The sequence below is a fragment of the Vibrio sp. 2092 genome (assembly GCF_033339635.1).
Lineage (GTDB): Bacteria > Pseudomonadota > Gammaproteobacteria > Enterobacterales > Vibrionaceae > Vibrio > Vibrio alginolyticus.
In genome coordinates, this window is sequence record NZ_JAWOUY010000002.1 from 561675 (window position 1) to 586223 (window position 24549).

The window sequence follows — 24549 nt, forward strand, 5'->3', positions numbered from 1 at the left end:
TAGGAGAGGCGAACATGAAATGGGGTATTTTAGGCACAAGCTTTATCTCAGGTGTCATGGCTGAGGCAATCCAAGGCGATGACAAGAGTGAACTGTACGCGGTTGCTGGGCGTTCGGTGCAGAACTTAAAGACATTCGCTGAGCAATATGGCATCGAGAATACGTTCACCGATTACGATGCGTTGATTGCCGATGAGCAAGTCGACATTATTTACATCGCATTGCCAAATCACCTTCATCATGACTTTATCGTTAAAGCGGCAGAGCAGGGCAAAGCGATCCTGTGTGAAAAGTCACTGTCGGTAGATATGAAAAGAACCGAGTTGGCACTAAAAGCAGTCGAAACGCACAAGGTATTCTTTGCTGAAGGCTTAATGTACTTGCATCACCCGTTGATCAGCGAGTTGGTTTCGGTGCTTAAATCGGGAGAGATTGGTGAACTTCGCTCCATCCACACGTCTTATATTGCATCGATTGCGCAGTTTGTGAATCCAGAGAGTAAAGGTGCTTTGTATAACTTAGGTTGTTACCCAATGTCATTGGTGCATTTGGTGGTGAAAACCATGTTGGGTGAACAAACCTTTGGAAACCGCTCTATGACAGCGATTGGTCGACGAGGTAACGATGGGAATATCTGTGAATCGAGTTTGATGATGCAATTCGGTGAGCAACAAACGGTGAGCGTACACACTGCCGAAGATCACGGATTGAAACACCAATTCACCATTCTGGGTAGTAAAGGCTGTATTATGTTAGATTCAAACCCATGGCTACCAACGCAAGAAAACCAGTTTAGTGTGGAAATTTACGAGACGTCGAAGCGTGAAGTGTGTGTGCCGGCAGCCGGGGACGCTTTCTTCTATCAAGTGCGTAATATTCGCCAAGCGGTTGAACAAGGGCGTACCTCGTTAGAAAACCCTTGTGCAACATGGGAAGACTCTCACCGTATTATGCAGCTACTGACTGAGTGGGAATCACTGGCTTCAAAGTAAGTCTGTACTTGAACCAATGAACATAAAAACGGCGCACTAAAACCAATGATCAGTGCGCCGTTTGTATTTTGGGTTCAGTCTGGATTAAATGCGATTATCGCCAGTGCTGAACGCAATGATTTGGCTGATCTCAGACAGGCTTCTACCACTTTCTTGCTGCCATTGAACAAACGCTTTGTTGGTGGCATCGAGCGATTTCTTCGTATCTTTGCCACCTTCAATGATCTTGCAATTGCGCAGGTAAGCCTCGACGTCGCTAGACAAGATGAAGGTATCAACGCCCATTTGGCGAAGTGTGTAAGGACCGGTATTGCCACCTAGGCGATTACCGCGTTTCTTCAAATACGCCCATAGGTCGGTGATTTTCTCTTGCGGCCAATCGGCAACCATTTTGCCAAACGAGCCGTATTCGATTTTTGCTTCGTGGATCATACGTGCGTTGGCAGGGATCGACATGACTTTAGTGAGGTGGCGAATAATGCGTTTATCTGTTGCTTTGGTTTCCCATTGCTCATCTGACAGCATCAATAGCGGCTCAATCTTAAACCCAAAGAACACTTCTTCGAAGTTCGGCCACTTATTGCGAACCACGCTCCACGAAATCCCACTTTGGAATACCTTCATCGAAAAAGCGGCCAGCCAACGGTCATCTGGAATCGCAGCCAGTTCCTCTTTGCTTAGTGGATGAGACAAAAGTGCTTCAAGTTGATCTTCACCACCTTTACGCTCGGCAGCGCGCTGATAAATCGCGTTAAATTTTTCGATACTCATAAAAGAAGTTAGTCCTAGTTTATGTCGATATTTGCGAAACATACTACGCTTAAGTGGCTGAATCGTAAATTGATGGAGTGTCACAAATGAAGAAGGTCACATTAACGTTTGTCGGGGAAGGTTCGGATCGTATTGCGGAAAAATTCTATGCGTGGATGACGGACGGTGGGTTAGAAGACAGCATGATTGAGAATTTATCTGACCGTGAAATCTCAGTTGTTGGCATCAGTGATATGGATAATGAAACGCGTGACGTGGTGATCAATACGGAAATGAACTAACGAGTCGTCTTTGGTCAGCAAGTAGAATCAGATAAAACAAAGCCCTTCACGAGAAGGGCTTAGTTGCGTTTATAAGCGTGGGAGCTTAGTTGTTTACCAGCGTCAGACCGCTTGGGAGTGCATCACCAAAGATACGCTTCGATTCGCTCTCAGATAGCTCTTTGACTTCTTCAACCAGTGATACCCAAGATTCAGGCACCTTGCTTTGCTTCAGCTTGGTGAGAACTTGTTCACGGTAGTCGTCTGAGATATCAAATAGGCGGTCGCCCGTCTTACGACAAATCATTACGGCTGCGAAAGCGATCATTGGTTCTTTCTGCCAGTTCTGCTCTAACAGTTTAGGCAACCACTGTTCCGCTTGTTCACGAGGAACGACGTTATGCTGACTGCCATACAAAGGCGTACGTGATGCCAAGCGACCCATTGCCCACCAGTGCGCTTGTTCGAACTGGTTATGGTTGATGGCTTTGCTCAAGAACCACGTAGCCAATAGAACTTTGTCTTCGACTTCTAGATGCTCTAGAGAGGCCGACAAGCGAACCATCGACTCGTAACCCATGTCTTGCGCTGCTTTGGCGGATTGTGGGTTTTTCATCGCGCCAGGGTGTAGGTATTTCGCGATGTCCGCCAAGATAGTTTCTTGCTGCTCTTGGCTTAAACCACCGGCAATGCGACGCCAGAATACCCACCAGTCAGTCCAACCTTGATGGTTCTTAAACTGAATGTTTTGCTGGTAGAGACCCCAAACTTGCTCAATGCGCCATGAGTCGGTTGGATCGCCAAAGCCCGGACGCAGTGCAAAACCTGCCAAACGAAGCCAGTTTTTCTCGTGCTGTTCAGAGCGGCGGCGACGCTTACGACCTTGTACAAAGGTATCAAACAGTTGACGTAGGGTAGTGAAATCCCACTCGTCCCGTTTGCCAAGTTTCTTCTCAAGATCTTTGGCCAAGGTTTTGATCTCTTTGCTTTCTGCGCTTTTCTTGTTACCGCTGTAAAGGCGAGCGATCAGCTCCTTACATTCGTTCAACTTAGGGTGAAGTTTAACTTGTTCACTGTCGTCGGTTTGCTTGTTACGAACTTCGAATTCCAGCTCCCAACGTTTGTTGTCGTCTTCTGCACTGACACACTCCATCTTAAGAGTGCCAACTTCTGTTAGTTGACAAGCCAATTGCACTTCGACACGTTCTTTCTGGTTAGCTTGTAACTCTGCGCCTTCACCTTCAAGTGTCGTGATGTAAGGCGGTAGCGGAGCAAACAAGTCGGGGTCAACATCAACCATCACGCCATTTTGAATGGCGGTGTTATTGGTTAAGGTATCGTGGGTAGAAGTCAGCAGGTTAAAGCGGACTGGCTCTCCAAGAGTGAGCGAGAAACGACGACCGCTTAAACGGATCTCATGGCCTTCTTCTGTTCCTTTTGCAAGTAAACAGAGGGCTTTACCCATTTTGTTTTTTTCTTGAAGATGCAAGAAGTAAGAACGCGCTGCACCACCACCAATTTTCAGTTGTGCGCCACGACGCGCTTTACCAAATGCTACAGCACCTAATGCAACAGACCAATCTGGATGTGGGTTATCTAATACCGTAACCGGAGCACCACGCCAATCGGACAGTAGGGTAGTGACTCGCTCAGTCACAAGTTCACTATTGAACACACCACCGTTAAGTAGCAAACCGATTGGAATGGCATTTTGTTTGTCGTCTTCAAGGCCAAGAGCGGCACGAGCGACTTGCTGATGCTGAGTTAAGAACTCGGCAACGTGCTTGCTCACCGCTGGGTCAGCAACGTATGGAAGGCCAAACTCGACAACCGCGCTACGACGTTTGTCTGGTACGTCACTGAAATCAGAAAGCGGGAAGAAGCCATCTAATGCGATTTGGTGCACTTCTTGTTTGCTTAGAGCAATACTCTTTGTGCCCCCAAGTAGCTTAGAGCCGCTACCTAACATGGTGATCTTCACTTCGTCAGGTGCGCTCGCTGAAAGCAGGTTCTCTTTCGCTTTACGCGTTTGCTGAATCAGCTTAGTCAGGCTTGCTGCAGTGAGTTTCTTACTTTGATTGAAGCGGCTCTCTGCAAGGTGTGCTAATGCTAAGTCGAGGTTATCACCACCCAGCATCAAGTGTTCGCCAACGCCAATACGATCAAGGGCTAGCTCATCTTGAGAAGAGAAACTGGCTTCAATCAAGCTTAAGTCGGTGGTACCACCGCCCACATCGCACACCAGAATCAGCGGTAACTCTTTGAGCTCATCAGCTGCGGTTTGCTGGTGGCGTGCGTACCAGTCGTAACATACTGCTTGTGGCTCTTCGAGCAGGACGATTTTCTTTAAGCCTGCCAGCTCAGCCGCTTCAAGCGTGAGCTTACGAGCGGTTTCATCGAACGACGCTGGAACGGTCACAACCACATCTTGGTCTTCTAGCTTATTGCTAGGGTGACGGTAGTTCCATGCTTGACGAATGTGGTTGAGGTAGCTTGCGCTGGCAATAACGGGTGAGACTTTATCTACGTCTTGCGCACCAGCCCAAGGAAGAATGTCTGAACTACGATCCACTGCTTGGTGCGATAGCCAGCTTTTAGCGCTGGATACCTGACGTCCTTCCACCTTAGCGCCTAATTCACGAGCCCATTCACCCACGATCACATTACTAATGTCGCCAGAGACAGGTTCGTTTTCCCAAGGGAGTGTTAGGTCAGAGGGAGAGATTTGACCAACCGCAGGGTGATAGCGGAAAGAGGGCAGCAATGGTTTACGAACCACTTCACCCGGACCAATCAATTGGTCGATGTCGAATAGGGATACTTCGGATTGTTCAAGGTTGTCGGTGATTTCACAGTACGCCACCACAGTGTTTGTGGTGCCAAGGTCAATACCAACAAGAAAACGAGGAGATGCCATACAAACCTTCGTGTATTTAAAAACGGCACCCGATTGGATGCCGTTTGATTTCTATTTATTCTTCTTCGTTTGAGTTGCTTTTCGCGTCTTCGCGCACATCGAACTCAACATGCCATTTTTGACCGTTATCAGCGGCAATGGCTTCTAAGTAAAGCGTACCAAGCTCTGTGACGCGAGAGGCTAGGGTTACCGGAACCACTTCACCTTCACGACGACCTTCAGATACAGGCAGCGTTACTTGGATTTCTGGAAGCTCTTCAAGCTCTTCTGGTGCCCAGTAGTCTAGGTGAGTACCTGCTAGGTCATCACGACGAACCGTTGAGCCGAAGAATTGGAAGTTAACTGGCTGGCCGATGATCAAACCAAACTCTTGGCTTGGTACGTCAACGCTTGAGCCTTCTTCCATACCAAATGGTGCAACACAAAGTGCTTCCATTGGCGGCGCCATGCCCGGAATAGCTGGCATCGCACTTTCGATACCCACGTAGTACGCCGAAGCAATACCACCACGGATACGAACGCCTTGACCACGACGTACAGAGCCGTAGTAAGCCGCACCGCTAGCAACCGCAAGGTCTAGATCCACACCTGTTAGGCGCTTCGCCATTTCTGCATCTGCTTCAATTAACCATTCGTTGATCGTGTCTTCTAGACGAGTTGCTAGAAGTTTCGATTTCAGAACACCACCGTTGAATAGGATTGCCGTTGGCTTGATGAAGTCAGCCGATTGCGCTGCATCCGAACCTGGCATACCAGGCATGTTAGCGAATGGGTTGAAATCTTGAGCTGCTGCTTCTGCGCCATTTCCTGAAGCAGAAAGAGCATTGGCTTGCTTAGACAAGAACGCTGCAATGTGACGAGTAATGCCTGCATCTTGTGCGTAAGGCAGACCCATTTGCGTTAGTGCACCACGGTTACGTTGAACAGGGTGGTCAGTAATTGCAACTTGAGGGAAGAAGCCATCAACCAGTGTTTGTTGTACTTCTTCTTGAGTCAGTTCTGTTTTCAGCGTTGCGCCAAGCAGTTTAGAACCACGGCTTGGTACTACGATTGGCACTGACTGAAGTTCGCTGTCGTTCAATAACGCTTCTTTCGCGTCACGACATGCGTGTGTCATTGCCTGAACTTGCCATGGCTGTAGCTCTTTGCCTTCTTGCGCTAGCTTCATCTTCAAGCGGTACGCAAGTGCAAGATCCATGTTGTCACCGCCAAGTAGGATGTGTTCACCTACCGCGATACGGTTCAGAGTTAGGTTGCCGCCGTCTTCAGTTACTTCAACCAAAGAAAGGTCGGTTGTACCACCACCGATATCGACCACAAGCACGATGTCGCCAACTTCAACTTCGTCGCGCCATTTGTCGTTGCTGTTATCGATCCAGTTGTAAAGCGCAGCTTGTGGCTCTTCTAGAAGCGTTAGGTGCACAAAGCCAACGTTACGTGCTGCTTCTGCAGTTAGATCGCGAGCAGCAGGATCAAAAGAAGCAGGAACCGTAATAGTCACGTCTTGATCGGCAAGGTTGTGATTTGGGTTCGCGTGATTCCAAGCGTCTTTTAGATGCTCTAGGTAAAGCTCTGTCGCACGAAGAGGGGAGACTTTTTCCACTTCTTCTGGGCTACCTGCTGGCAGGAAAGCATCACGACGGTTTACACCAGCGTGGCAAAGCCAAGATTTCGCACTTGCAACAAGACGAATTGGCGTTTTCGAACCTAGGTTACGTGCAATTGCACCAACCAGAGCTTTTGGCTCGCTCGACCACGGAAGAACGCGTGATTGCGGGTTCATTTCGTGCTCGTGCGGCTGGTAAAGGAAAGAGCCTAATTGGCTACGAGTCTCTACCGTACCCGGCGCAGTCAACTGCGGGATTGGCATCACTTCAACGCGCGCGTCTTCGTCGTGAGTATCAACAAAAGACATCACACAGTGTGTTGTACCTAAGTCGATACCAACACTGAATTTAGGCGTCTGTTGAGTTTCAACAGACGCTTCTTGAGAATGGTTTTCTTGGTTCATGTGTTCCATTACAGCTCAACCTCAGCTGGAGCGATCACAGATGCGTCGTAGTTCTCAGCCAGTTTAGGCAACGTCATTGATGTTGCCTTCCAACCTTTGTGAACTAGCGTGCCGTTAAATGGCGCGCTGCCTGTTACGTTGCCAGTTAGGCGGATTTCTTGTGGGTTGAAGCCTTCTTCAACCGTAATGCGAGTTTCTTCGTCTTCGTTACGAACATGCACTAGCGTCACGTAGTCGTTCAGTACTTTCTGACCGCCAGTGTGGATTACGCGAGCGGCTGCGCCTACTTCTTCATCAGAGAATGACGTTAGGTCTTCTTTTAGGAAGTCAATCAGGCGAGCTTCTTGTTGCATGATAGAAAGCAGCTGCATTGCAGAGTCCGTTGACGCGGTTGCAAGTTTTGATTCAACTTCCACCACTTTTTCAACGACTTTCTCTACTTCCACTACTTTTTCTACTTCAACGATCTTCTCAACTGGTTTCTCAACCTCGACGATTTTCTCGACTGGTTTTTCTACCACTTTCTCGACCACTTTTGATTTGCGCGACACTGCAACTAGAAGAAGCAAAACGCTCGATGCGGTTAGGCCAGCGTGAAGCATATCGAACGTTTGAGGAATTAGGTTCAAATCAATGTTCATGACGTTTTTTCTCTTTCTATTGATTTATTGGTGCTCAGTATTGGCTCATATTTGTTCACTAAAACGATCGTCTTTGCGATCTTGCACCAAGTTTAGACATTAAAATGATGACGGATGGTAGCATATTCAAGGCTTAAGGCTGTAATAATTCGTGACTATACCGTACGAACAGCGTGAAAAATCGACGATCAGACTCCCCAATATAGGTTGTTGCTTGATGTTTGTGCATTGCTAACGCAGTATTTCAATAGATCCCGAAGTTTAACTTACGGAAGTATCAAAAATTACGATATGACACAAAGCACCGCTCATAAGAGCTTTATAAAACGACATTCAGACTCTATTTTAGCTTTTTTGGCGACTTTATGTGTCACTGCTGGTGTAGTTGGTGCTGCTTATACAATGCAGCAACGGTATACACAGACTACGTTTGATACTTTAGCCGACCGACAAGCAGAATCACTTAAAGCAAACGTCGAGAATGATCTAAAGTTCATTGGTGCGGGCGCAAACTTTTTCCATTCGATTGAGCGAAGCTATTGGCCATCGTTTCCGATGTATGCGGAACAAGTGATTAACAGCTCGCGAAGTCTCATTGGACTTCAATGGATGCAAAAGGTCGAATTCGAAGATCTTGATGAACATATTTTAAAGACCCGTCAAAAATTTCCAAACTTCCAACCGTTTACCGTTCCTAAAGATGGTCCAAAAACCTACGGGTACATTTTTGAACACAATGAGCCAATTTTCATCGCGTCGGATATCTACCCAAGAACACCGGAAAACCTTTCTCTATTGGGTTTCTATTTTTCGCGCAAACGCTTCGATTTAATCTTGGATGATATTTCCGAAAATGGGCGAGCGAATGTCTCGGATAAAGTTCGCTTACTGCAAGATGGTTATGACAAGTCCATACCTAAGACTGGGTTGCTGGTGTTCCATCCAGTGTTCGACTTCGAGAACAAATATTTATTAGGAGTAGTGACCGGCGTTATCCGAAGTACGGTTTACTTTGAGGATTTGATTACGAAAACCGCGACGGAGCTCGATATGTCGGTGCGCGTAGAAGACTTGGGATTCGACGCAGCAGATGACCCTGTTCTCTTTCAAAGTGCTAGCTGGGATAACATTCGAGGAACCGTTATAAGCCGAACCATTCAACTGCCTAACCGTGAATGGCGTATTGACTTTAAGCTTTCTGACGCAGTCTCAGCTTGGGAGCGTTCTATTTTAGCGGGCACGACGCTAGCCGGATTGGTAATCGCCTTTTTGATCAGTTGGATTGTGAATTTACAGTCTCGAGAAAAAGAGCGCTTAGCGGTCATGTTGGAGCTCAAAACCGTTGAATTAAAAAGAATGGCAGAGCGAGACCCTCTAACTCAACTACTTAATCGCCGAGCATTCAACGATCATTTGCTCAATCAGATAAACAAAGGTGTTAACTTCGCCTTGGTTGGTTTTGATATCGACCACTTCAAAGTGATTAATGACAAACACGGCCATTTAGGTGGAGATGAAGCGTTGCAACATGTCACTAAGCTGGTCAGTGCTAATTTAAAACCGGGAGATAAGTTTTACCGCGCTGGTGGTGACGAGTTTTGTATTATTTCTAAAGTCATTGATAGAGCGGTGCTAGAAGCTTACCTAGAAAAGTTACGGAGTGTTGTGGCAAGTACGGCTTTTGATTATGGTGATGCGTCAATCATCTGTACGTTGAGTATCGGTGCGGTTATCCATAAAGAAGAAGATCCTGAGAGCTTGTATCACAAAATGGACAGTCAACTCTATTTGAGTAAAAAAAACGGCCGTAATAATGTGTCGATCGGCGATTAAATGGGCGCACAAATTCGAGTTTTACGCCGTGTTACGATAGAATCGCACGCTTTAAATTTTTATGTTAGGAACCAAGGCAAACTATGAACCATAACCGTATTGTATGCTTCGATTTAGAAATGTGTTGCTGGAACGAAAATGGCGTCGGCAGCACGGGTGAAATTATCGAAGTAGGGTTAGCTGAAATAGATTTGTCTAAAGGTGAGATAGTCAAGCGTGCTCAATACTACGTGAAACCAGAACACGATGAAGTGTCTCTGTTTTGCGCTGAGTTAACGGGCATCACACCACGTAAGATTGAAAAACAAGGACGCCCACTAGAAGAAGTGCTTAAATCCATGGTTAAGAACTTCGGTGGTCGCAACAAAATCTTTGCATCTTGGGGGCGAGATGACCTCATTCTGCTAGAAGAGTGTAAGCAAAAAGGTATTGAAGCACCGTTCACAGAGTTCATCAACTTAGCAACGCTCTACCGTATTCAAAATCGTCTAAAAGATAAACGTATAGGCCATCGAGCCGCTCAAGAAGCAAAAGGAATAGACTGGGAAGGGCGTCAACACTCTGGCTATGTAGATGCATACAACTTAGCTAAGCTTGCTTTGACCATGTTTTAGTTATTCGAACCTAGCTAGCTTGTAATTAAATAATCATCCAACCATTGTTGTTTTGTCATGCAGTCTGTTTAGTGTGGAAAGAGCTAAACACATACCTTGACCAGTATTTTAATAACAATGTCGTTGGCTTATTGAAAAACGCGCAGAGTGCGCGTTTTTTTATGGCTACAGAAGCGATATCTGTTGTCATTCTAGGGGTAGCTTAGAGTTAGCCAGCGACTTATATACTCATCTCGTCACTTTACTGAGACTGTAACTTCGCTCGAATGAACTCGCTGTGATCAACATAGAGTAGCTCTGCTGTTTTACGGATCACCGCGTCTTCTAGCGGGTCAATTTCGCCGTCTGCGTAAGCGACTTCCCACATGCTTTTGATTAAGTTGTAACGAGTTTCTTGAGTCAGTTCTCTTAGTTGAGAGGTAAAGTCGTACAGCGAAGCGGAATCTTTTATTTTCTGTTGCGCTTGCTCTAACAAAGTATTTGATTCTTCTTCATTTAACGAAAGCAGTTTCATCAATAAAGAGCGCTTTGTTTCTTGTTCTCTATCATCGACACTATGGTCTGCGCCAGAAACTTCACAAAGCAAACACGCGATAGCCATGTTAGGGGAAAGTGTGTTGGTTTGGCTTAAATCAGAGCCATCAATGAGTTGTTTAAATAATGATGTGAGAGAATTAAACATAATGAACACCGAGCTATTGTTTATTTGGTTAACATGGTAATAAATACGGAAGATCTCAAGGTGCGATACCAAATTTAGCACGCCGTTGACATTTAAGAACGGCCACTTTCTCCCCAAAAAAACTAAACTCCTGAGTTAGTTCAAGGTGACTTGCCTCTTACAAAGGGCAAGTCATTTTGGGATTGATACTCAGCTTTCAGCACGTGTCGGTGGAAAATGAACTTCGTCACCATCACTCGTCAGAATACTAATTTGACTTGGTTTGCCTTCATCATCAAGGCGTAGCTCACCAATGGCACTATGGTTAACCAAGCGATAAAAGTTGTGCGTACTTGGTGCGCGTTTGTAAATCTTGAGTCGTTTACGTTTTGTGAACCAGTTTAAAGGTGAGCGAGGGCTGTATAGCAGTCTATCTAGGCCATCACAAATATTGAGCAGTTGTGTAGGGAACTGATTTTTAATTCCACTACAGGTGATTTGATAGATATTCGGACTGTTTTTTCGATAGCGGAGCTTAATATCGTATGCAAAAGAGTAGTGCACGTCGCCAGAGAGAATAACAAAGTTAGTTGGTGTCTTTGTGTGTGTGAAAATACTAATAAGAGTATTCGCACTTCCGGGGTGAGCCATCCAGTTTTCAGCATCAACCATCAATGGTTTACCAAGTATGGTCACCACACGTTGTAGTGCTTCGATAAATTTCACACCAAACATTGGCGCGGCAGAAACAATAACAACCTTGTCTTGATGCACGAGCTCCTGATGGAACTCAATCATCGCTTCCCAGTCCATTAAGCCAGAAGGTTTGTTCATTTTAGACTCAGAACGCCAGCGTCTGGTTCGTGTATCTAGCACGACAACTTTTGGTGTCGTAGGAATGGTGTAGTGCCAATTCTCAAAGCGATACAAATATTGAATAAATGCATCTTGGGTTTGCGAGGTTCGCTCATCGATAAAGCGTTGAGCGAGGCTCATAAATTCATCATTGAATTTTTCTGGCGCATTTCCCCAACCTTGGCAAAGCCAGTAAGCAATCAAGCTATTACCGATAATGCGTTTTGCAAACGTGTTGCTGTATGCGGCTTGTTCCCAGCCTATGGTGAGATTCCAATCGTCGGTGACATCGTGATCATCAAAGATCATATAGGTTGGAATGTGAGCGAGTAAGCGTTGAACCTTGTCCAGACCTGCGACGAATTTATCAATTTGTTTTTTTTCTTCGCGCCATTGCTGCTGCCATTTCGGTTCAAGAACTTCTCCGCCGACAGTAAATTCGTTTTCTAATAAACGATCCGTTCGAACAAACTTCCACAAGGTCGGAGACCAAACCAATAAGTACATTGCAAAGCACTCAGCAAAGCTTATTAGGTGATTCTCACACTCTTTGGCGCTGAATATTGGTGTCCCTCGGTGTGGAAAAAACTTACTTAGTAAACTGTCATCACTCACATAATGAGGCAACAATTTATCTCGACCATAATAGCAAGCAGGGTGTTGGTAGAGGTCATTGGTATTTTTTATCGGAGCTTGATCGAATTCTTCGCCTGGCAAACCCAATAAAGCTATGACTTGCTCAATGGCATCGAGAGTGGGGCCTGCAACATGGTCTGCATAGATTTGATCACCACTCATGATGAGCATATCTGGTCTCTCTTCAATGGATTGAGACGCGATTTTATGATCCGCAGCGACCAATGTATCATCACTGAAGTGATGGGGATTACGGCAAGAGCCATGTAAGAGATAATCCGCTTTTTCACTAACGAGGAACTCAATACCCAAGTTTGGCGTATTATCTCGCTCATAAGTCAGGTGAGGGAGCAGTTCCGTCACTAAGCCATATTGCGTTTTTATTTGATAGCGTAACGCTTGATGGGTTGGAAACTCGCCTTCTAATTTAAGTAAGCAACACCACGCATTGAGGCCGATTTGAAGCTGTTCTTTTTGTTCACTTAAAGGGGCTTGATAAAGGATGGAGGCATTTTCATCCGTAATTTGCACCATACCCTCCAAGCGTTGGGTGGTGACTAGCCAAATATTGATTTCAGTTGCGGTCACTTTACGTAGGATCGGACCTGCAACGACAAGAGGAAGTGAAGAAATTTCAGTCGTGTTCATCAATGCTGGCAAAACGGCTCCTTATGTGTCAGCTTCTTCTTCTAATATTTCGATAACTTGCGAGCTACTAAGTTCATGTCCCATAAGGAACAAACCAAGCATCGCATCGGCTTTTGACGCGTTATCACTGTCTTCATCCAAAATTTGCTGAAGCCGAGTTCTAATTAGGTCGATTTCGTGTTCGACGAAGCCACGCCCTTCTTCGTCACCTTGACCATCTTCTGGTGCATTATCAAAGTGCAAAAACAACATGTCACCATCGAGTTGAGTCCCTATCAACCTCTCTGGCAGCCATGCTTCTCCCATCACAATGTCTGTGTCTGCGGGTAAATGATTCAAGGTAGAGATGAGTTCTGATGCTTTCACTTTTTACTTCATTATGTTTGATTTAGAACTAAGCTAGAGTTTAAGCGCTTGTTGTAATGGTAAAATATTCGCAAACAAGCTCACCTAGTCGTGCAATATTAATATGATCTTGGGACTCAAACTGTCACGAGGATGACAACATTTGCCATTGTAACGGCTATCATCAGCAGAACATAAGCTTTTAATGGCAAATCATTGATGTTTGCCTGCTTCTCAACCAACATTTTTCGAACTCATGAAGAGATTAATTCTAACAACACTCGCTTTACCTTTAGCTGCGGCAGTTTCTTCTGCGCATGGTGCAGAAGAACAAACGTGGGGGATTGCTGCGATGTATCGCACAGCATCGATTCCGTTTTATACCGCCGATAATGACTCTACGGTGAGTACATTTGTACCAATGATGTTCTTTGAAAACGAACATGTGTATATCAATGGCATTGAAGGTGGCGCTTTTTTGTATAACGAGAGTGATTCCGACTGGCGTGCGAGCGCACTCATGCGATTGAGATTTGTCGATATTCCCATGTCGCTACAAAATGCTAATGAAGGGGACAGAGTCGATTTCGGTGGGCAAGTGCGTTATAGCATTAACGACAATTGGCGCGCAGAAGTAGAGTTGATGACGGACGACGAACTCCAGTTTCACTCTAATTACCGCCTTGCTGCCAATTATGTATTTGGGGATTGGGAATTAGAGCCATCGATTACGATTCGATACAAAGACGCTGATTTCAACAGTGAATATTATTCCTTTAAGGATATTACTGGCGAGAGAATTGGATCTGGACTTGACACCAATCTTGGTATTAAAGCGCGTTACCATGTAACTTCAAATTTGTATTTATTGGGTGAGACGAGTGTTACTCGCTTAGATGATAACGCCTACAACAGTCAGCTTGTAGAAGATCGGTATCAGGGAGAAGTGTTTGTTGGTTTTGGCTTTTTCAACGATAAAAGCAAAGCTCCGAAACCAACACTGAGCAATAAAGCATATCTACGTATTGCGCATGGTTGGGCGACGCCTTCGAACATCGGTGAAATATTTAGCTTTGAGAGAGAAAGAGACCCATACGACAATCAACTTACTTCATTGTTTTATGGGCATCCATTAACGGATGAGCTGTTTGGTTTTCCTCTTGATATTTATTTAACGCCAGGGTTGGTTCATCACTGGTCGTCCAGTGTTCAGTCTGCGAGCACAGAATACGTCATGGCGATTAAGGCTTATTATACGGTTAATTGGCCTACGACTTGGCGATTTGGTGTAGCGGAAGGTATGTCATACATTGATAGCATTACCTATATTGAAGGCACAGAAATGGAAGACAAGGGTTATACACCAAGCAAGTTGCTCAACTACCTAGATTTCTCGTTTGATGTCAATGTAGGCGATCTCTTCAACCAAAAGAGCTGGAACAATATGTGGGTGGGCTATTCATTGCATCACCGCTCGGCGATTTTTGAAAGCGCTTCCCAGTTTGGGCGAATTAAAGGTGGGAGCAACTACAATACTATTTATTTCCAGTTCGAGTTTTAGCGCATCGCGAGATGCATATAGGTCGGATTTGCAACTGACTTATTTATCGCCCATTATGAGTAATGATGAATAATACTATGCTGTTTTCAACGAGAAATTTCGTATATCGTGCCAGAGTTAAGGCTGTTTGTGATGCATCTGATGAATCGGATGGCATGAGCACCATGAGTATCGACTCCTCATTCAATCTTCAAATTGAAGCGATAAATTGTACCAACGCTGAATTTGCCAAACGCTTTTTTGCCATTCACGGAGAAGGGCACTTGGAGGGCGATGAATGGTTGGTGTTGTACGTCAACTCTCTTGACGTTAAGGCGGGAGACAATATAGAAGTCCGTAGCGATGTCGCGTTTAATGCGATGATCGAGAATATGATAAGCGAAGCTGAGCGGTCTTTAGAAAAAGTCTACCTCGATGCAATACGCAACTTGGAGAAAGTGAATCGTTTTTGACGATGTTAGAGACCCTATAAATACGATCAAGGCATCAGGATCCAAAACGGGATTGGCGCGAACCAATCCCTTTTGTATTCTGGTTTATTCTAACTTACGCCATTGTTGCAAGTTGGCTTTGCGCTTCTGAAATGCCTTTTGCAGCCGCATCTTCACCCATGTTTAGCGCTTCTGCGTAAACAAATTCCACATCAGTGATTCCTACAAAACCCAGCACAGTGCGTAGGTATGGCGTAACGTTGTCAGTTGGTGAATCTTTATGAATACCACCACGAGTCGTTATTACAATCGCCTTTTTACCTTCAATCAAACCTTGAACGCCGTTTTCTGTGTATTTGAATGTCACGCCTGCACGAGCAATCAAATCAATCCAGTTTTTAAGCTGAGTCGGGATGGTAAAGTTGTACATTGGAGCGGCAATAACCAAAGTGTCTGCGGCCTTTACTTCTTCAATAAGGGTGTCAGACAAGTCGACCACCGCTTGCTGTTCTTGTGAAAGATCTTCCGTAGCGCGCAGTGCAGTCGCAACGGCGAAGTCCAAAACAGGTAGCGGGTTTGCAGCCAAATCACGAACAGTAAGCTTGTCTTGGTCTACATTTTTGATGAAGTCTTCAACCAATTTGTTTGATTGAGAGTAATCGCCAAGGATGCTTGATTTTAGAGCTAGTACACGAGACATAATGGTTATTCCTTAAATAAGTGCTTTCGACTATGGGAGCCATTATAAGCAACGTAAGTGAGTTCAAAAGCCTAGCGATTCGCTGAACATGTTCGAAAAAATTGAATGAGCTTTCGGTTATCTTGTTACAGATCTTGTGTGATACAATCCGCGCAGTTTTTGTAATGAAAAGAATAGGAAACGCTTTGACTTCGTCACAGCCCCCAAAAAAGAATCTAGCTGAAGAGCAAGCGACACCGTCAAATGGTGCGCAAAAAGCGACAGCGAAACAAGCTCAAACACCTCAGGCTCAAGTGAATAGCGCGGCATCTCTGCGTAAAGCGCTGAATCAGTGCATGATGCGCGACCGTTTCCGCTTGAGTAAACGTATTTCTGGTGCAAGCAAAATTAAGAAGGACGCAGCGCGTAATGCTGTGTTCGACGAAATCGCATTAGACATCGCAAAATCCATGATGGTTGCAGAGCAGCGCAGCAACTACAAACCAACGATTGAATACCCAGAAATCCTGCCTGTAAGCCAAAAACGCGACGATATTGCGAAAGCGATCGAAGAAAACCAAGTGGTTATCGTCGCGGGTGAAACCGGTTCTGGTAAAACCACTCAGCTACCAAAAATCTGTGCTGAGCTTGGTCGCGGTAAATTTGGTCTGATTGGTCATACTCAGCCTCGTCGTCTTGCAGCGCGTTCGGTTGCTAACCGTATTGCCGAAGAGATGGAAACCAAGCTTGGTGAGTTTGTTGGTTACAAGGTTCGATTCAACGATCAGATCTCTGAAAATACCCAAATCAAATTGATGACGGACGGTATCTTGTTGGCTGAAATTCAGCATGACCGTTTCTTGAATCAATACGACACCATCATTATCGATGAAGCGCACGAGCGCAGCCTCAACATCGATTTCATCTTGGGTTACTTGAAAGAGTTGCTGCCACGTCGTCCTGATTTGAAAGTGATCATCACGTCGGCAACCATCGACCCAGAACGCTTCTCAAAACACTTCAACAATGCACCAATCATTGAAGTATCGGGTCGTACTTACCCGGTAGAAACACGTTACCGCCCACTAAGCGGTGATGACGACAATGATCGTGACCAGCTTGAAGGCATCTTCGAAGCGGTAGATGAACTGTGCGATGAAGATTTAGGTGACATCCTGATTTTCATGAACGGTGAACGTGAAATCCGTGATACCGCAGATGCATTGTCCAAACGTAATCTGAAGAGCACGGAAATTGTGCCGCTTTACGCGCGTTTGTCGGCAGGTGAGCAGAATAAGATTTTCCAACCTCACACTGGTCGCCGAATTGTACTGGCAACCAACGTGGCAGAAACCTCGCTAACTGTTCCTGGCATTAAGTACGTTATCGACCCGGGTACGGCGCGTATCAGTCGATACAGTTACCGTACTAAGGTTCAGCGTCTTCCAATCGAGCCAGTTTCTCAGGCGAGTGCGAACCAGCGTAAAGGTCGTTGTGGTCGTGTGGAAGAGGGTATCTGTATTCGTCTGTACTCAGAGGAAGATTTTGAGTCACGCCCAGAGTTTACTGATCCTGAAATCCTACGTACCAATCTAGCGTCGGTTATCTTGCAAATGACGGCACTTGGTTTGGGTGATATTCAAGCGTTTCCGTTTGTGGAAGCACCGGATAAACGTAACATCCAAGACGGCGTGCGTTTGCTGGAAGAGCTTGGTGCGATTAACTCTGAGGTAAAAGATCCGAAAAAACGCCTGACTTCCATTGGTCGCCAATTAGCGCGTTTGCCAATCGATCCGCGCTTGGCGCGTATGGTATTGGAAGCGCCAAAATATGGTGCGCTTAAAGAAGTGATGATCATCGCAGCTGCCTTGTCGATTCAAGATCCACGCGAACGTCCTTCAGACAAACAACAATCGTCAGACGATAAACATCGTCGCTTCTTCCATGAAGAGTCGGACTTCCTGACATTTGTGAATTTGTGGGAATACATCCAAAAGCAGCAAAAAGCCTTGTCTAGCAATCAGTTCCGCAAACAGTGTAAGCAAGACTATTTGAACTACTTGCGCGTTCGCGAGTGGCAAGATGTGTACTTCCAAATTCATCAGTCGATGCGTGAGATGGAATTCAAGCTTAACGATGAGCCCGCTTCTTACCATGGCGTACACAGTGCCATTTTGGTTGGTTTGCTGTCGCACATCGGCATGAAAGACCAAGAAAAGAATGAATATCAAGGCGCGCGTAATGCTCGTTTCCATATCTTCCCTGCATCAGGTCTATTCAAGAAACAGCCTAAGTGGATCATGTCTGCTGAGTTGGTGGAAACCTCAAAACTTTGGGGTCGTATCATCGCAAAGATTCAGCCAGAATGGATTGAGCCGTTAGCTAAACACCTTATTAAACGCAGTTACAGCGAACCACATTGGTCGAAGAAACGCGCTGCGGTGATGGCGCACGAAAAAGTGATGCTTTACGGCGTACCAATCGTACCGAAACGCTTGGTCAACTACGGCAGTATCGATTCGACCGTAAGTCGCGAAATCTTCATTCGTAGTGCATTGGTTGAGGGTGAATGGGAAACCAAACACGCGTTCTTTAAGCAAAACCGTAAGCTTCTGCAAGAAGTGGAAGAGCTTGAGCATAAATCTCGTCGTCGAGACATCTTAGTGGATGATGATGAGCTGTTTGATTTCTATGACCAACGCGTTGGCACCGAAGTGGTTTCTGGTAAGCATTTCGATACGTGGTGGAAAAAGGCATCTAAAGAAAATCCGGAACTGCTGAACTTTGAAAAAGAGATGCTGTTCAAGGGTGATGCTAGCCATGTGACCGATTTGGATTACCCGAACTTCTGGCATCAAAATGGTTTGAAGCTCAAATTGAGTTACCAATTTGAACCAGGCGATGATAGTGACGGTGTCACAGTGCATTTGCCGTTGCCGATTTTAAACCAAGTTGAACCAGCGGGCTTTGATTGGCAAATCCCTGGTTTGCGCCATGAGCTTGTGGTCAGCTTGATTAAATCGTTGCCAAAGACAATTCGTAAGAACTTTGTGCCTGCGCCAAACTATGCCGATGCATTCTTAGCACGCGTCACGCCAATGGAAGCGCCGCTGCTAGATTCATTAGAGAAAGAGTTGCGACGCATGACGGGCGTAGAGGTACTGCGTGAAGACTGGAACTTGGAACAAGTACCTGAGCACTTGAAAGTCACGTTCCGTGCGGTTGATCATCGAAATCGTAAACTGAAGGAACATAAAGACCTTCATGAACTGAAAGAAAGTTTGAAAGACAAAGTTCAAGAAACGCTTTCCAAAGTTGCGGATGACGATATCGAACAGCAAGGTCTGCATACGTGGAGTTTTGGCGAATTGCCGAAAGTGTATCAACAAAAACGTGGCGGCTACGATGTAAAAGCGTATCCGGCGCTTGTTGATACCAAAGACAGCGTTGAAATCAAACTCTACGAAACGGAGTACGAGCAGATAACGGCAATGCGTGCTGGTCAGCGTCGTTTGATTTTGTTGAATGTGCCGTCTCCAATTAAATATTTGCACGCTAACTTACCGAACAAATCGAAGTTGGGGTTGTATTTTAACCCTTACGGCAAAGTGCTTGATCTGATAGATGACTGCATTGCCTGCGGTGTCGATAAGCTTATTGAAGAGCAGGGTGGTTTAGTTTGGGAGCCAGAGAAGTTCGAAGCGTTGAAAGAACACGTTCGTGCTGAATTGGGTGACACCGTTGTAGAGATCGCTCAACAGGTTGAGACTATTCTGACCACGGCGTTTAGCATCAATAAGAAGCTAAAAGGCAAGATCGACTTCACAATGGCGTTTGCTCTGTCCGATATCAAAGCACAAATTGAAGGCTTGATCTTCAAAGGCTTTGCAACGGAATGTGGCTGGAAACGCTTGCCGGATATTCTTCGCTACATGCGCGCGATAGAGCGCCGTATGGAGAAGTTGCCTATCGATCCAAACAAAGATCGTTTACATATGCTGAAGATTGAATCTGTGACTCAAGACTATAAAGAGTTGCTGAACAAGATCCCGAAAGGTGTGGCTATTCCTGAAAATGTAAAAGAAGTGCGTTGGATGATTGAAGAACTTCGCGTGAGTTACTTTGCTCAACAATTAGGCACTCCTTATCCTGTTTCTGATAAACGAGTCAAAAACGCGATTGATGCTTGCTAATCAACCAGTAAAATAGTGTCAGATTTGTAATTATCGCTTAAGAAGTTGCTGGTACACTAATTGCTAGTAACTCAATAAGCATTATTTTTTAGTTCCGGGAGGCAATAGTTCGCCTCCCTTTATCTGTAGTACCAACGACTGAGTTATGCAGGCGTGGGAATAATAAAGAGTAAAGGTAGATGATGAAAAAAACTCTATTAGCAGTGGCGCTACTTGGCGCATCTTCTGCGGCAATGGCGGATTCTTGGATTTACGGTGGTGCAACAGTAGGTCAGTCTGACTACAAAGGTGAGACGGACACATCATACTCTGTTCACGTTGGTACAGGCATTCTACCTATCATTGGTGTTGAAGCTGGTGTAACACAGCACGGTGAGTTCAACGTAAATGGTCAAGACACTAAGCTAACTTCTTACTACGCAGCACTTAAGCCAAGTATCGACTTCGGTCCGCTACACGTGTACGCAAAAGGTGGTTTCCATCAGTGGGACAAAAAAGTGAAAGGCGGCAAAGACGATGACGATTTGGACCTAATGTACGGTGTGGGTGCTGAGTACTTCATTTTTGGCCCAATGTCTGTTGGTGCTAGCTACATGAACTACACTGCTGGTAAAGACGATATCAGCACGTTCTCTGTTAACGCAACACTACATTTCCTATAAGCGTCAAGCTTTCTAACACCATATGAAACACACCGGCTTTATGCCGGTGTTTTTTTGTCTGGAAGTCACAAAACAAAAGTTGAACATAAATTATTCACTTTTAGAGTCTTAAAATGCCTATGCTTTCCAATATATAGTGGCGATTAAATGCGCATATTTGCGTAATGTTTCGCTTAGGAATCGATCAGGAAGGGATAGTATGAAAAAAACACTCTCGTTATTCGCTCTAACGTTGTGCTCAACATCAGCTATGGCTGACTCTTGGATTTACGCTGGTGGCCAAATTGGTCAGTCCGATATCGACAGCGAAAATGATACAACCTACGGTATTCATGTTGGTACTGGTATTTTGCCGTTCATTGGCATTGAAGCAGGCTACTTTAACCACGGCAAAGTGGATTTATCTTTGAGTGGCAGCAGGGGTAGTGCTGATTTTGATTCATTCTATTTAGCGGCGAAACCTAGTATCGACTTCGGCCCGTTACACGTTTACGCAAAAGGCGGCATCAATGCATTCAACGTTGATTATGACGGTGGACTGAGAAACTTAGACAAAGATGATGGCGTCTCTTACATGTATGGTGTTGGTGCCGAATACTTCTTGCTTGACAATGTGTCTGTGGGCGCGAGTTATCAAGCGTTTGGCGTGGATATTGAAGGCGATAGCGATACCGTTAGCAGCGTAACAGGGAACATCACCTTCCATTTCTTATAACGCTCGCTGGATGAAAGGTTTGCTGATTTGGTTTCGTCGTTAATTGTGAAACCAAATCAGCGCAGGTCTTCTCTATTTGCGCAGTGACTGGCTATGAACTTAAGTATTTCTTGTGTCTTTTCTAGTCTACAACCTACGACAAAATCAATCGTTAGACCTCGTAATTTTTGTGTTGATATTATTTCCCCTTCATTTGTCTCGAATTGAGCCTAAAATGCAATAAACCACGACTTTTTGCAAAAATATGTGATTGCTGCTAAAATTTGTCCCGCTTTAAAACTTTAGAGTTCAAATTAATGGAGGGCGGTATTGGAGTTCTTCTCACCTGAGGGGCGTTTCAAATTCACGTTAAATTTGTATTTATGGATAATGCATTTAAAAAATATAGTATTGATACAACCGATTATCAGGTTGGACAGGATAACGTTCAAAAGTGGGGATTCGATATACATAACCCGGTTTTTGGCATTAGTGCGGGGCTCGTTGTTTTCTGTCTGATTTCACTTCTTCTTGTTGAGCCAACCACTGCTCGTGACGTATTAAACGGTCTAAAAAACGGAATTATCGAACAGTTTGATGCGTTCTTTATGTGGTCGACAAACTTCTTCTTATTGTTCGCCGTTGCTCTTCTTTTTTCTCCGCTAGGTAAAATCCGCTTAGGTGGCAAAGAAGCAACGCCGGATCACTCAACCGTTTCTTGGTTGTCGATGCTTTTCGCCGCGGGTATGGGTATTGGTCTTCTGTTCTGGAGTGTGGCTGAGCCGACCGCGTATTTCACTGATTGGTGGGGAATGCCACTGAACGCAGTACCATACACCGAAGAAGCAAAATCCCTCGCGATGGGTGCCACTATGTTCCACTGGGGTGTGCATGGTTGGAGTATTTACGCACTCGTTGCACTAGCATTAGCGTTTTTTGCATTTAACAAAGGTTTACCACTTTCATTGCGCGCGGCGTTCTATCCAATTTTTGGTGACCGTGCATGGGGCTGGTTAGGTCACGTTATTGATATCCTTGCCGTTTTGTCGACGCTATTTGGTCTTGCAACGTCGCTAGGTCTGGGTGCTCAGCAGGCGACCAGTGGTATTAATCATGTCTTTGGTCTAGAAGGCGGCATTGGTACACAAATGATTGTGATCACCTTCGTTACCTTTATCGCGGTGCTATCAGTGATTCGTGGTATTGATGGTGGTGTTAAGCTACTGAGTAACGTCAATATGGTGGTTGCGTTTGCGCTGCTTATTTTCATTACCTTCATCACGTTTGATACGGCGTGGAGCTCGCTACGCGACACAACAATGGCTTACATTGAAAATATTATTCCATTGAGTAACCCTCACGGTCGTGAAGATGAAACTTGGATGCACGGCTGGACGGTATTCTACTGGGCTTGGTGGGTATCTTGGTCACCGTTTGTTGGTATGTTTATCGCGCGTGTGTCTAAAGGTCGTACGGTTCGAGAATTCTTATTCGCAGTCATCGTTATTCCTACAGTTGTTACTTTGATTTGGATGTCTGTGTTTGGTGGTATCGCGCTTGACCAAGTGGTGAATAAAGTTGGTGAGCTAGGTGCAAATGGCCTAACTGATATTTCATTGACTCTGTTCCATGTTTACGATGCGCTTCCGTATAGCTCAGTGATTTCAATGCTTTCTATCGTGCTGATTCTGGTATTCTTTATTACATCGTCAGACTCTGGCTCGCTGGTTATCGATAGTATTACCGCCGGTGGTAAGATTGATGCACCAGTACCGCAACGCATTTTCTGGGCGTGTATTGAAGGCGCAATTGCAGCCGTAATGCTGTGGGTTGGCGGTAAAGAAGCCTTGCAAGCATTGCAATCAGGCGTTGTTGCAACAGGGTTACCGTTTACTTTTGTTCTGCTGTTGATGTGCGTAAGTTTGGTGAAAGGGTTAAGAACAGAACTGCCAGCTTACAAATAAATACAACACGATCCATGATTGAGTTTAAATGCCGAGCCTAATGTGCTCGGCATTTTTTATTTCTACTTTTCTTTTCCAATAATTTCGTTACAGTTTAGGCTTATTCCCACCTCATTAAACTGCATTATGTCACTGGCTAAACTCATTCTTATTCGTGGACTTCCGGGGTCAGGTAAAACAACCTTAGCAAAACAACTGGCAATAGAGCTTGGTGCTAAGCATTTTGAAGCTGACATGTATTTTGAAAATGATGAAGGTGATTATCACTTTGAACCGGTTCAATTACCTCAAGCGCATGAGTGGTGTTTTCAGCAAACTAGAAAGTGGTTGAACAAAGGGAGAGTCGTGATTGTGAGCAATACGTTTGTTCGACATTGGGAGATGAAGCGTTACATGGACTACTGCATGAAGAAGCGCATCGAGGTGGAAATTAAAGTGTGTCACGGAGCGTATCAAAGCATTCATGACGTGCCACCAGCGACGATAGAAAAGATGCGCCGCCAGTGGCAAGAGTGACCGTTACCAGAACCGGAAGTTATTGACCTCGTCCGTCAATCATCACAACGAATGTTTTGCTCATGATTGAAAGGTCCATTGAAATCCAAGAGTAAAACGAACCTAAGCTTAGTGCGTAACTGTGGTCAAACCCAACTTTGCGTCTTACATCTTCAATGCATGCATCATAGCCTTGGTTAACCTGAGCTAAGCCTGTGATACCCGGTAACACGCCATATGTGCGCTCTACAAAGTAGGGGATTTCATCTTCCAATTTCTGGTAGAAAGCTGGGCGTTCTGGGCGCGGCCCAATCATCGACATTTCACCTTTCAACACATTAAACAGTTGAGGTAGTTCATCTAAACGCGTTTTGCGTAAAAAGCGTCCTACTGGCGTGATGCGGGGATCATTTTCAGTTGCCCATACTGCGCCAGAGCGTTGCTCTGCATCAATATACATGGTGCGAAACTTCATGATTTGAAAAAGATCCATTTTTTCTGGTGTGCAGCGTCCTACTCGCAATTGGCGATAAATCACAGGGCCTTTCGATGTGGTTTTGATCGCTAGCGCGATAAATGGGAAAAGTGGTGCAGTGACGACCAAAATAAGCATTGCAACCAGTACATCAAACGTTCTTTTCGCGTGGCATACATTTGAATCGTAGCGTGAGTTTTTCATGATGCTT

The 24549-nt window shown here is 45.2% G+C and carries 20 protein-coding genes; 11 read left to right on the plus strand and 9 right to left on the minus strand.

Translation table 11 applies throughout. The features are described 5' to 3' along the window. Nucleotides 1-14 precede the first annotated feature (14 nt). Complete coding sequence (locus R7P80_RS06230; protein WP_170893803.1) at nt 15-992, plus strand: Gfo/Idh/MocA family protein; 978 nt, start codon at nt 15-17, stop codon at nt 990-992. 84 nt (nt 993-1076) lie between these two features. Here R7P80_RS06230 and R7P80_RS06235 read toward each other — a convergent pair whose 3' ends face one another. Then, a complete protein-coding gene (locus R7P80_RS06235; protein ID WP_170893802.1) occupies nt 1077-1763 on the minus strand; it encodes a DNA-3-methyladenine glycosylase I in 687 nt (228 codons plus the stop codon). An 86-nt stretch (nt 1764-1849) separates the two neighbouring features. Here R7P80_RS06235 and R7P80_RS06240 point away from each other — a divergent pair, with 86 nt between their 5' ends. Continuing rightward, nucleotides 1850-2044, plus strand: coding sequence for a hypothetical protein (locus R7P80_RS06240; protein ID WP_005377692.1), 195 nt, complete (start codon nt 1850-1852; stop codon nt 2042-2044). A gap of 85 nt (nt 2045-2129) precedes the next feature. Here R7P80_RS06240 and R7P80_RS06245 read toward each other — a convergent pair whose 3' ends face one another. Genes R7P80_RS06245 through R7P80_RS06255 form a run of 3 tightly spaced genes read right to left on the minus strand, consistent with a single transcriptional unit; the run spans nt 2130 to nt 7592 of the window. Continuing rightward, the gene (locus R7P80_RS06245) at nt 2130-4940 is read right to left on the minus strand and encodes an Hsp70 family protein (RefSeq protein ID WP_225491411.1); all 2811 of its coding nucleotides are present in this window, start codon (nt 4938-4940) and stop codon (nt 2130-2132) included. Between the two features lie 55 nt (nt 4941-4995). Next, nucleotides 4996-6960 carry an Hsp70 family protein gene (locus R7P80_RS06250; protein WP_225491410.1) on the minus strand — a complete coding sequence of 655 codons (1965 nt, stop codon included), beginning with the start codon at nt 6958-6960 and terminating at the stop codon, nt 4996-4998. Beyond that, nucleotides 6960-7592: a DUF2760 domain-containing protein gene (locus R7P80_RS06255; protein WP_225491409.1), complete on the minus strand. Its 633-nt coding sequence runs from the start codon at nt 7590-7592 to the stop codon at nt 6960-6962. The genes R7P80_RS06250 and R7P80_RS06255 overlap by 1 nt, the downstream gene beginning before the upstream one ends. 291 nt (nt 7593-7883) lie before the next feature. On the opposite strand from R7P80_RS06255, the gene R7P80_RS06260 reads away from it, so the two are divergent. Next, complete coding sequence (locus R7P80_RS06260) at nt 7884-9425, plus strand: sensor domain-containing diguanylate cyclase (RefSeq protein WP_005377686.1); 1542 nt, start codon at nt 7884-7886, stop codon at nt 9423-9425. 83 nt (nt 9426-9508) lie between these two features. After that, nucleotides 9509-10039 carry a 3'-5' exonuclease gene (locus tag R7P80_RS06265; protein WP_005377684.1) on the plus strand — a complete coding sequence of 177 codons (531 nt, stop codon included), beginning with the start codon at nt 9509-9511 and terminating at the stop codon, nt 10037-10039. A 241-nt stretch (nt 10040-10280) separates the two neighbouring features. Here R7P80_RS06265 and R7P80_RS06270 read toward each other — a convergent pair whose 3' ends face one another. The 3 genes from R7P80_RS06270 to R7P80_RS06280 form a co-directional block, all read right to left on the minus strand. Then, nucleotides 10281-10721 (minus strand): TerB family tellurite resistance protein, encoded by a 441-nt coding sequence (locus R7P80_RS06270; RefSeq protein WP_017820644.1) that lies wholly within the window; start codon nt 10719-10721, stop codon nt 10281-10283. Between the two features lie 189 nt (nt 10722-10910). Next, on the minus strand, nt 10911-12851 hold the full coding sequence (locus R7P80_RS06275; protein ID WP_225491408.1) for an alkaline phosphatase D family protein: 1941 nt from the start codon (nt 12849-12851) through the stop codon (nt 10911-10913). A 9-nt stretch (nt 12852-12860) separates the two neighbouring features. Further along, complete coding sequence (locus tag R7P80_RS06280) at nt 12861-13205, minus strand: hypothetical protein (RefSeq protein WP_017820645.1); 345 nt, start codon at nt 13203-13205, stop codon at nt 12861-12863. A gap of 235 nt (nt 13206-13440) precedes the next feature. On the opposite strand from R7P80_RS06280, the gene R7P80_RS06285 reads away from it, so the two are divergent. Further along, nucleotides 13441-14745 (plus strand): MipA/OmpV family protein, encoded by a 1305-nt coding sequence (locus tag R7P80_RS06285; protein WP_225491407.1) that lies wholly within the window; start codon nt 13441-13443, stop codon nt 14743-14745. A 62-nt stretch (nt 14746-14807) separates the two neighbouring features. After that, complete coding sequence (locus tag R7P80_RS06290; protein WP_225491406.1) at nt 14808-15197, plus strand: hypothetical protein; 390 nt, start codon at nt 14808-14810, stop codon at nt 15195-15197. Between the two features lie 94 nt (nt 15198-15291). Here R7P80_RS06290 and R7P80_RS06295 read toward each other — a convergent pair whose 3' ends face one another. Next, nucleotides 15292-15876: an FMN-dependent NADH-azoreductase gene (locus R7P80_RS06295; RefSeq protein WP_025766683.1), complete on the minus strand. Its 585-nt coding sequence runs from the start codon at nt 15874-15876 to the stop codon at nt 15292-15294. Nucleotides 15877-16061: 185 nt separating this feature from the next. On the opposite strand from R7P80_RS06295, the gene hrpA reads away from it, so the two are divergent. The 5 genes from hrpA to R7P80_RS06320 all read left to right on the plus strand — a co-directional run bounded on the left by hrpA (nt 16062) and on the right by R7P80_RS06320 (nt 23884). Continuing rightward, entirely contained in the window at nt 16062-20048 is a 3987-nt protein-coding gene (gene hrpA / locus R7P80_RS06300; RefSeq protein ID WP_225491405.1) for an ATP-dependent RNA helicase HrpA, read from the plus strand. 182 nt (nt 20049-20230) lie between these two features. Continuing rightward, entirely contained in the window at nt 20231-20710 is a 480-nt protein-coding gene (locus R7P80_RS06305) for an outer membrane beta-barrel protein (RefSeq protein ID WP_021033871.1), read from the plus strand. Between the two features lie 199 nt (nt 20711-20909). After that, entirely contained in the window at nt 20910-21425 is a 516-nt protein-coding gene (locus R7P80_RS06310) for an outer membrane beta-barrel protein (RefSeq protein WP_005377661.1), read from the plus strand. Between the two features lie 362 nt (nt 21426-21787). After that, nucleotides 21788-23368, plus strand: a complete 1581-nt coding sequence (locus R7P80_RS06315; RefSeq protein ID WP_005377659.1) for a BCCT family transporter — start codon at nt 21788-21790, stop codon at nt 23366-23368. Nucleotides 23369-23494: 126 nt separating this feature from the next. Further along, entirely contained in the window at nt 23495-23884 is a 390-nt protein-coding gene (locus R7P80_RS06320; protein WP_005377656.1) for an ATP-binding protein, read from the plus strand. A gap of 19 nt (nt 23885-23903) precedes the next feature. Here R7P80_RS06320 and R7P80_RS06325 read toward each other — a convergent pair whose 3' ends face one another. Beyond that, nucleotides 23904-24542, minus strand: coding sequence for a sugar transferase (locus tag R7P80_RS06325; RefSeq protein ID WP_205390866.1), 639 nt, complete (start codon nt 24540-24542; stop codon nt 23904-23906). Between the last annotated feature and the right edge of the window lie 7 nt (nt 24543-24549).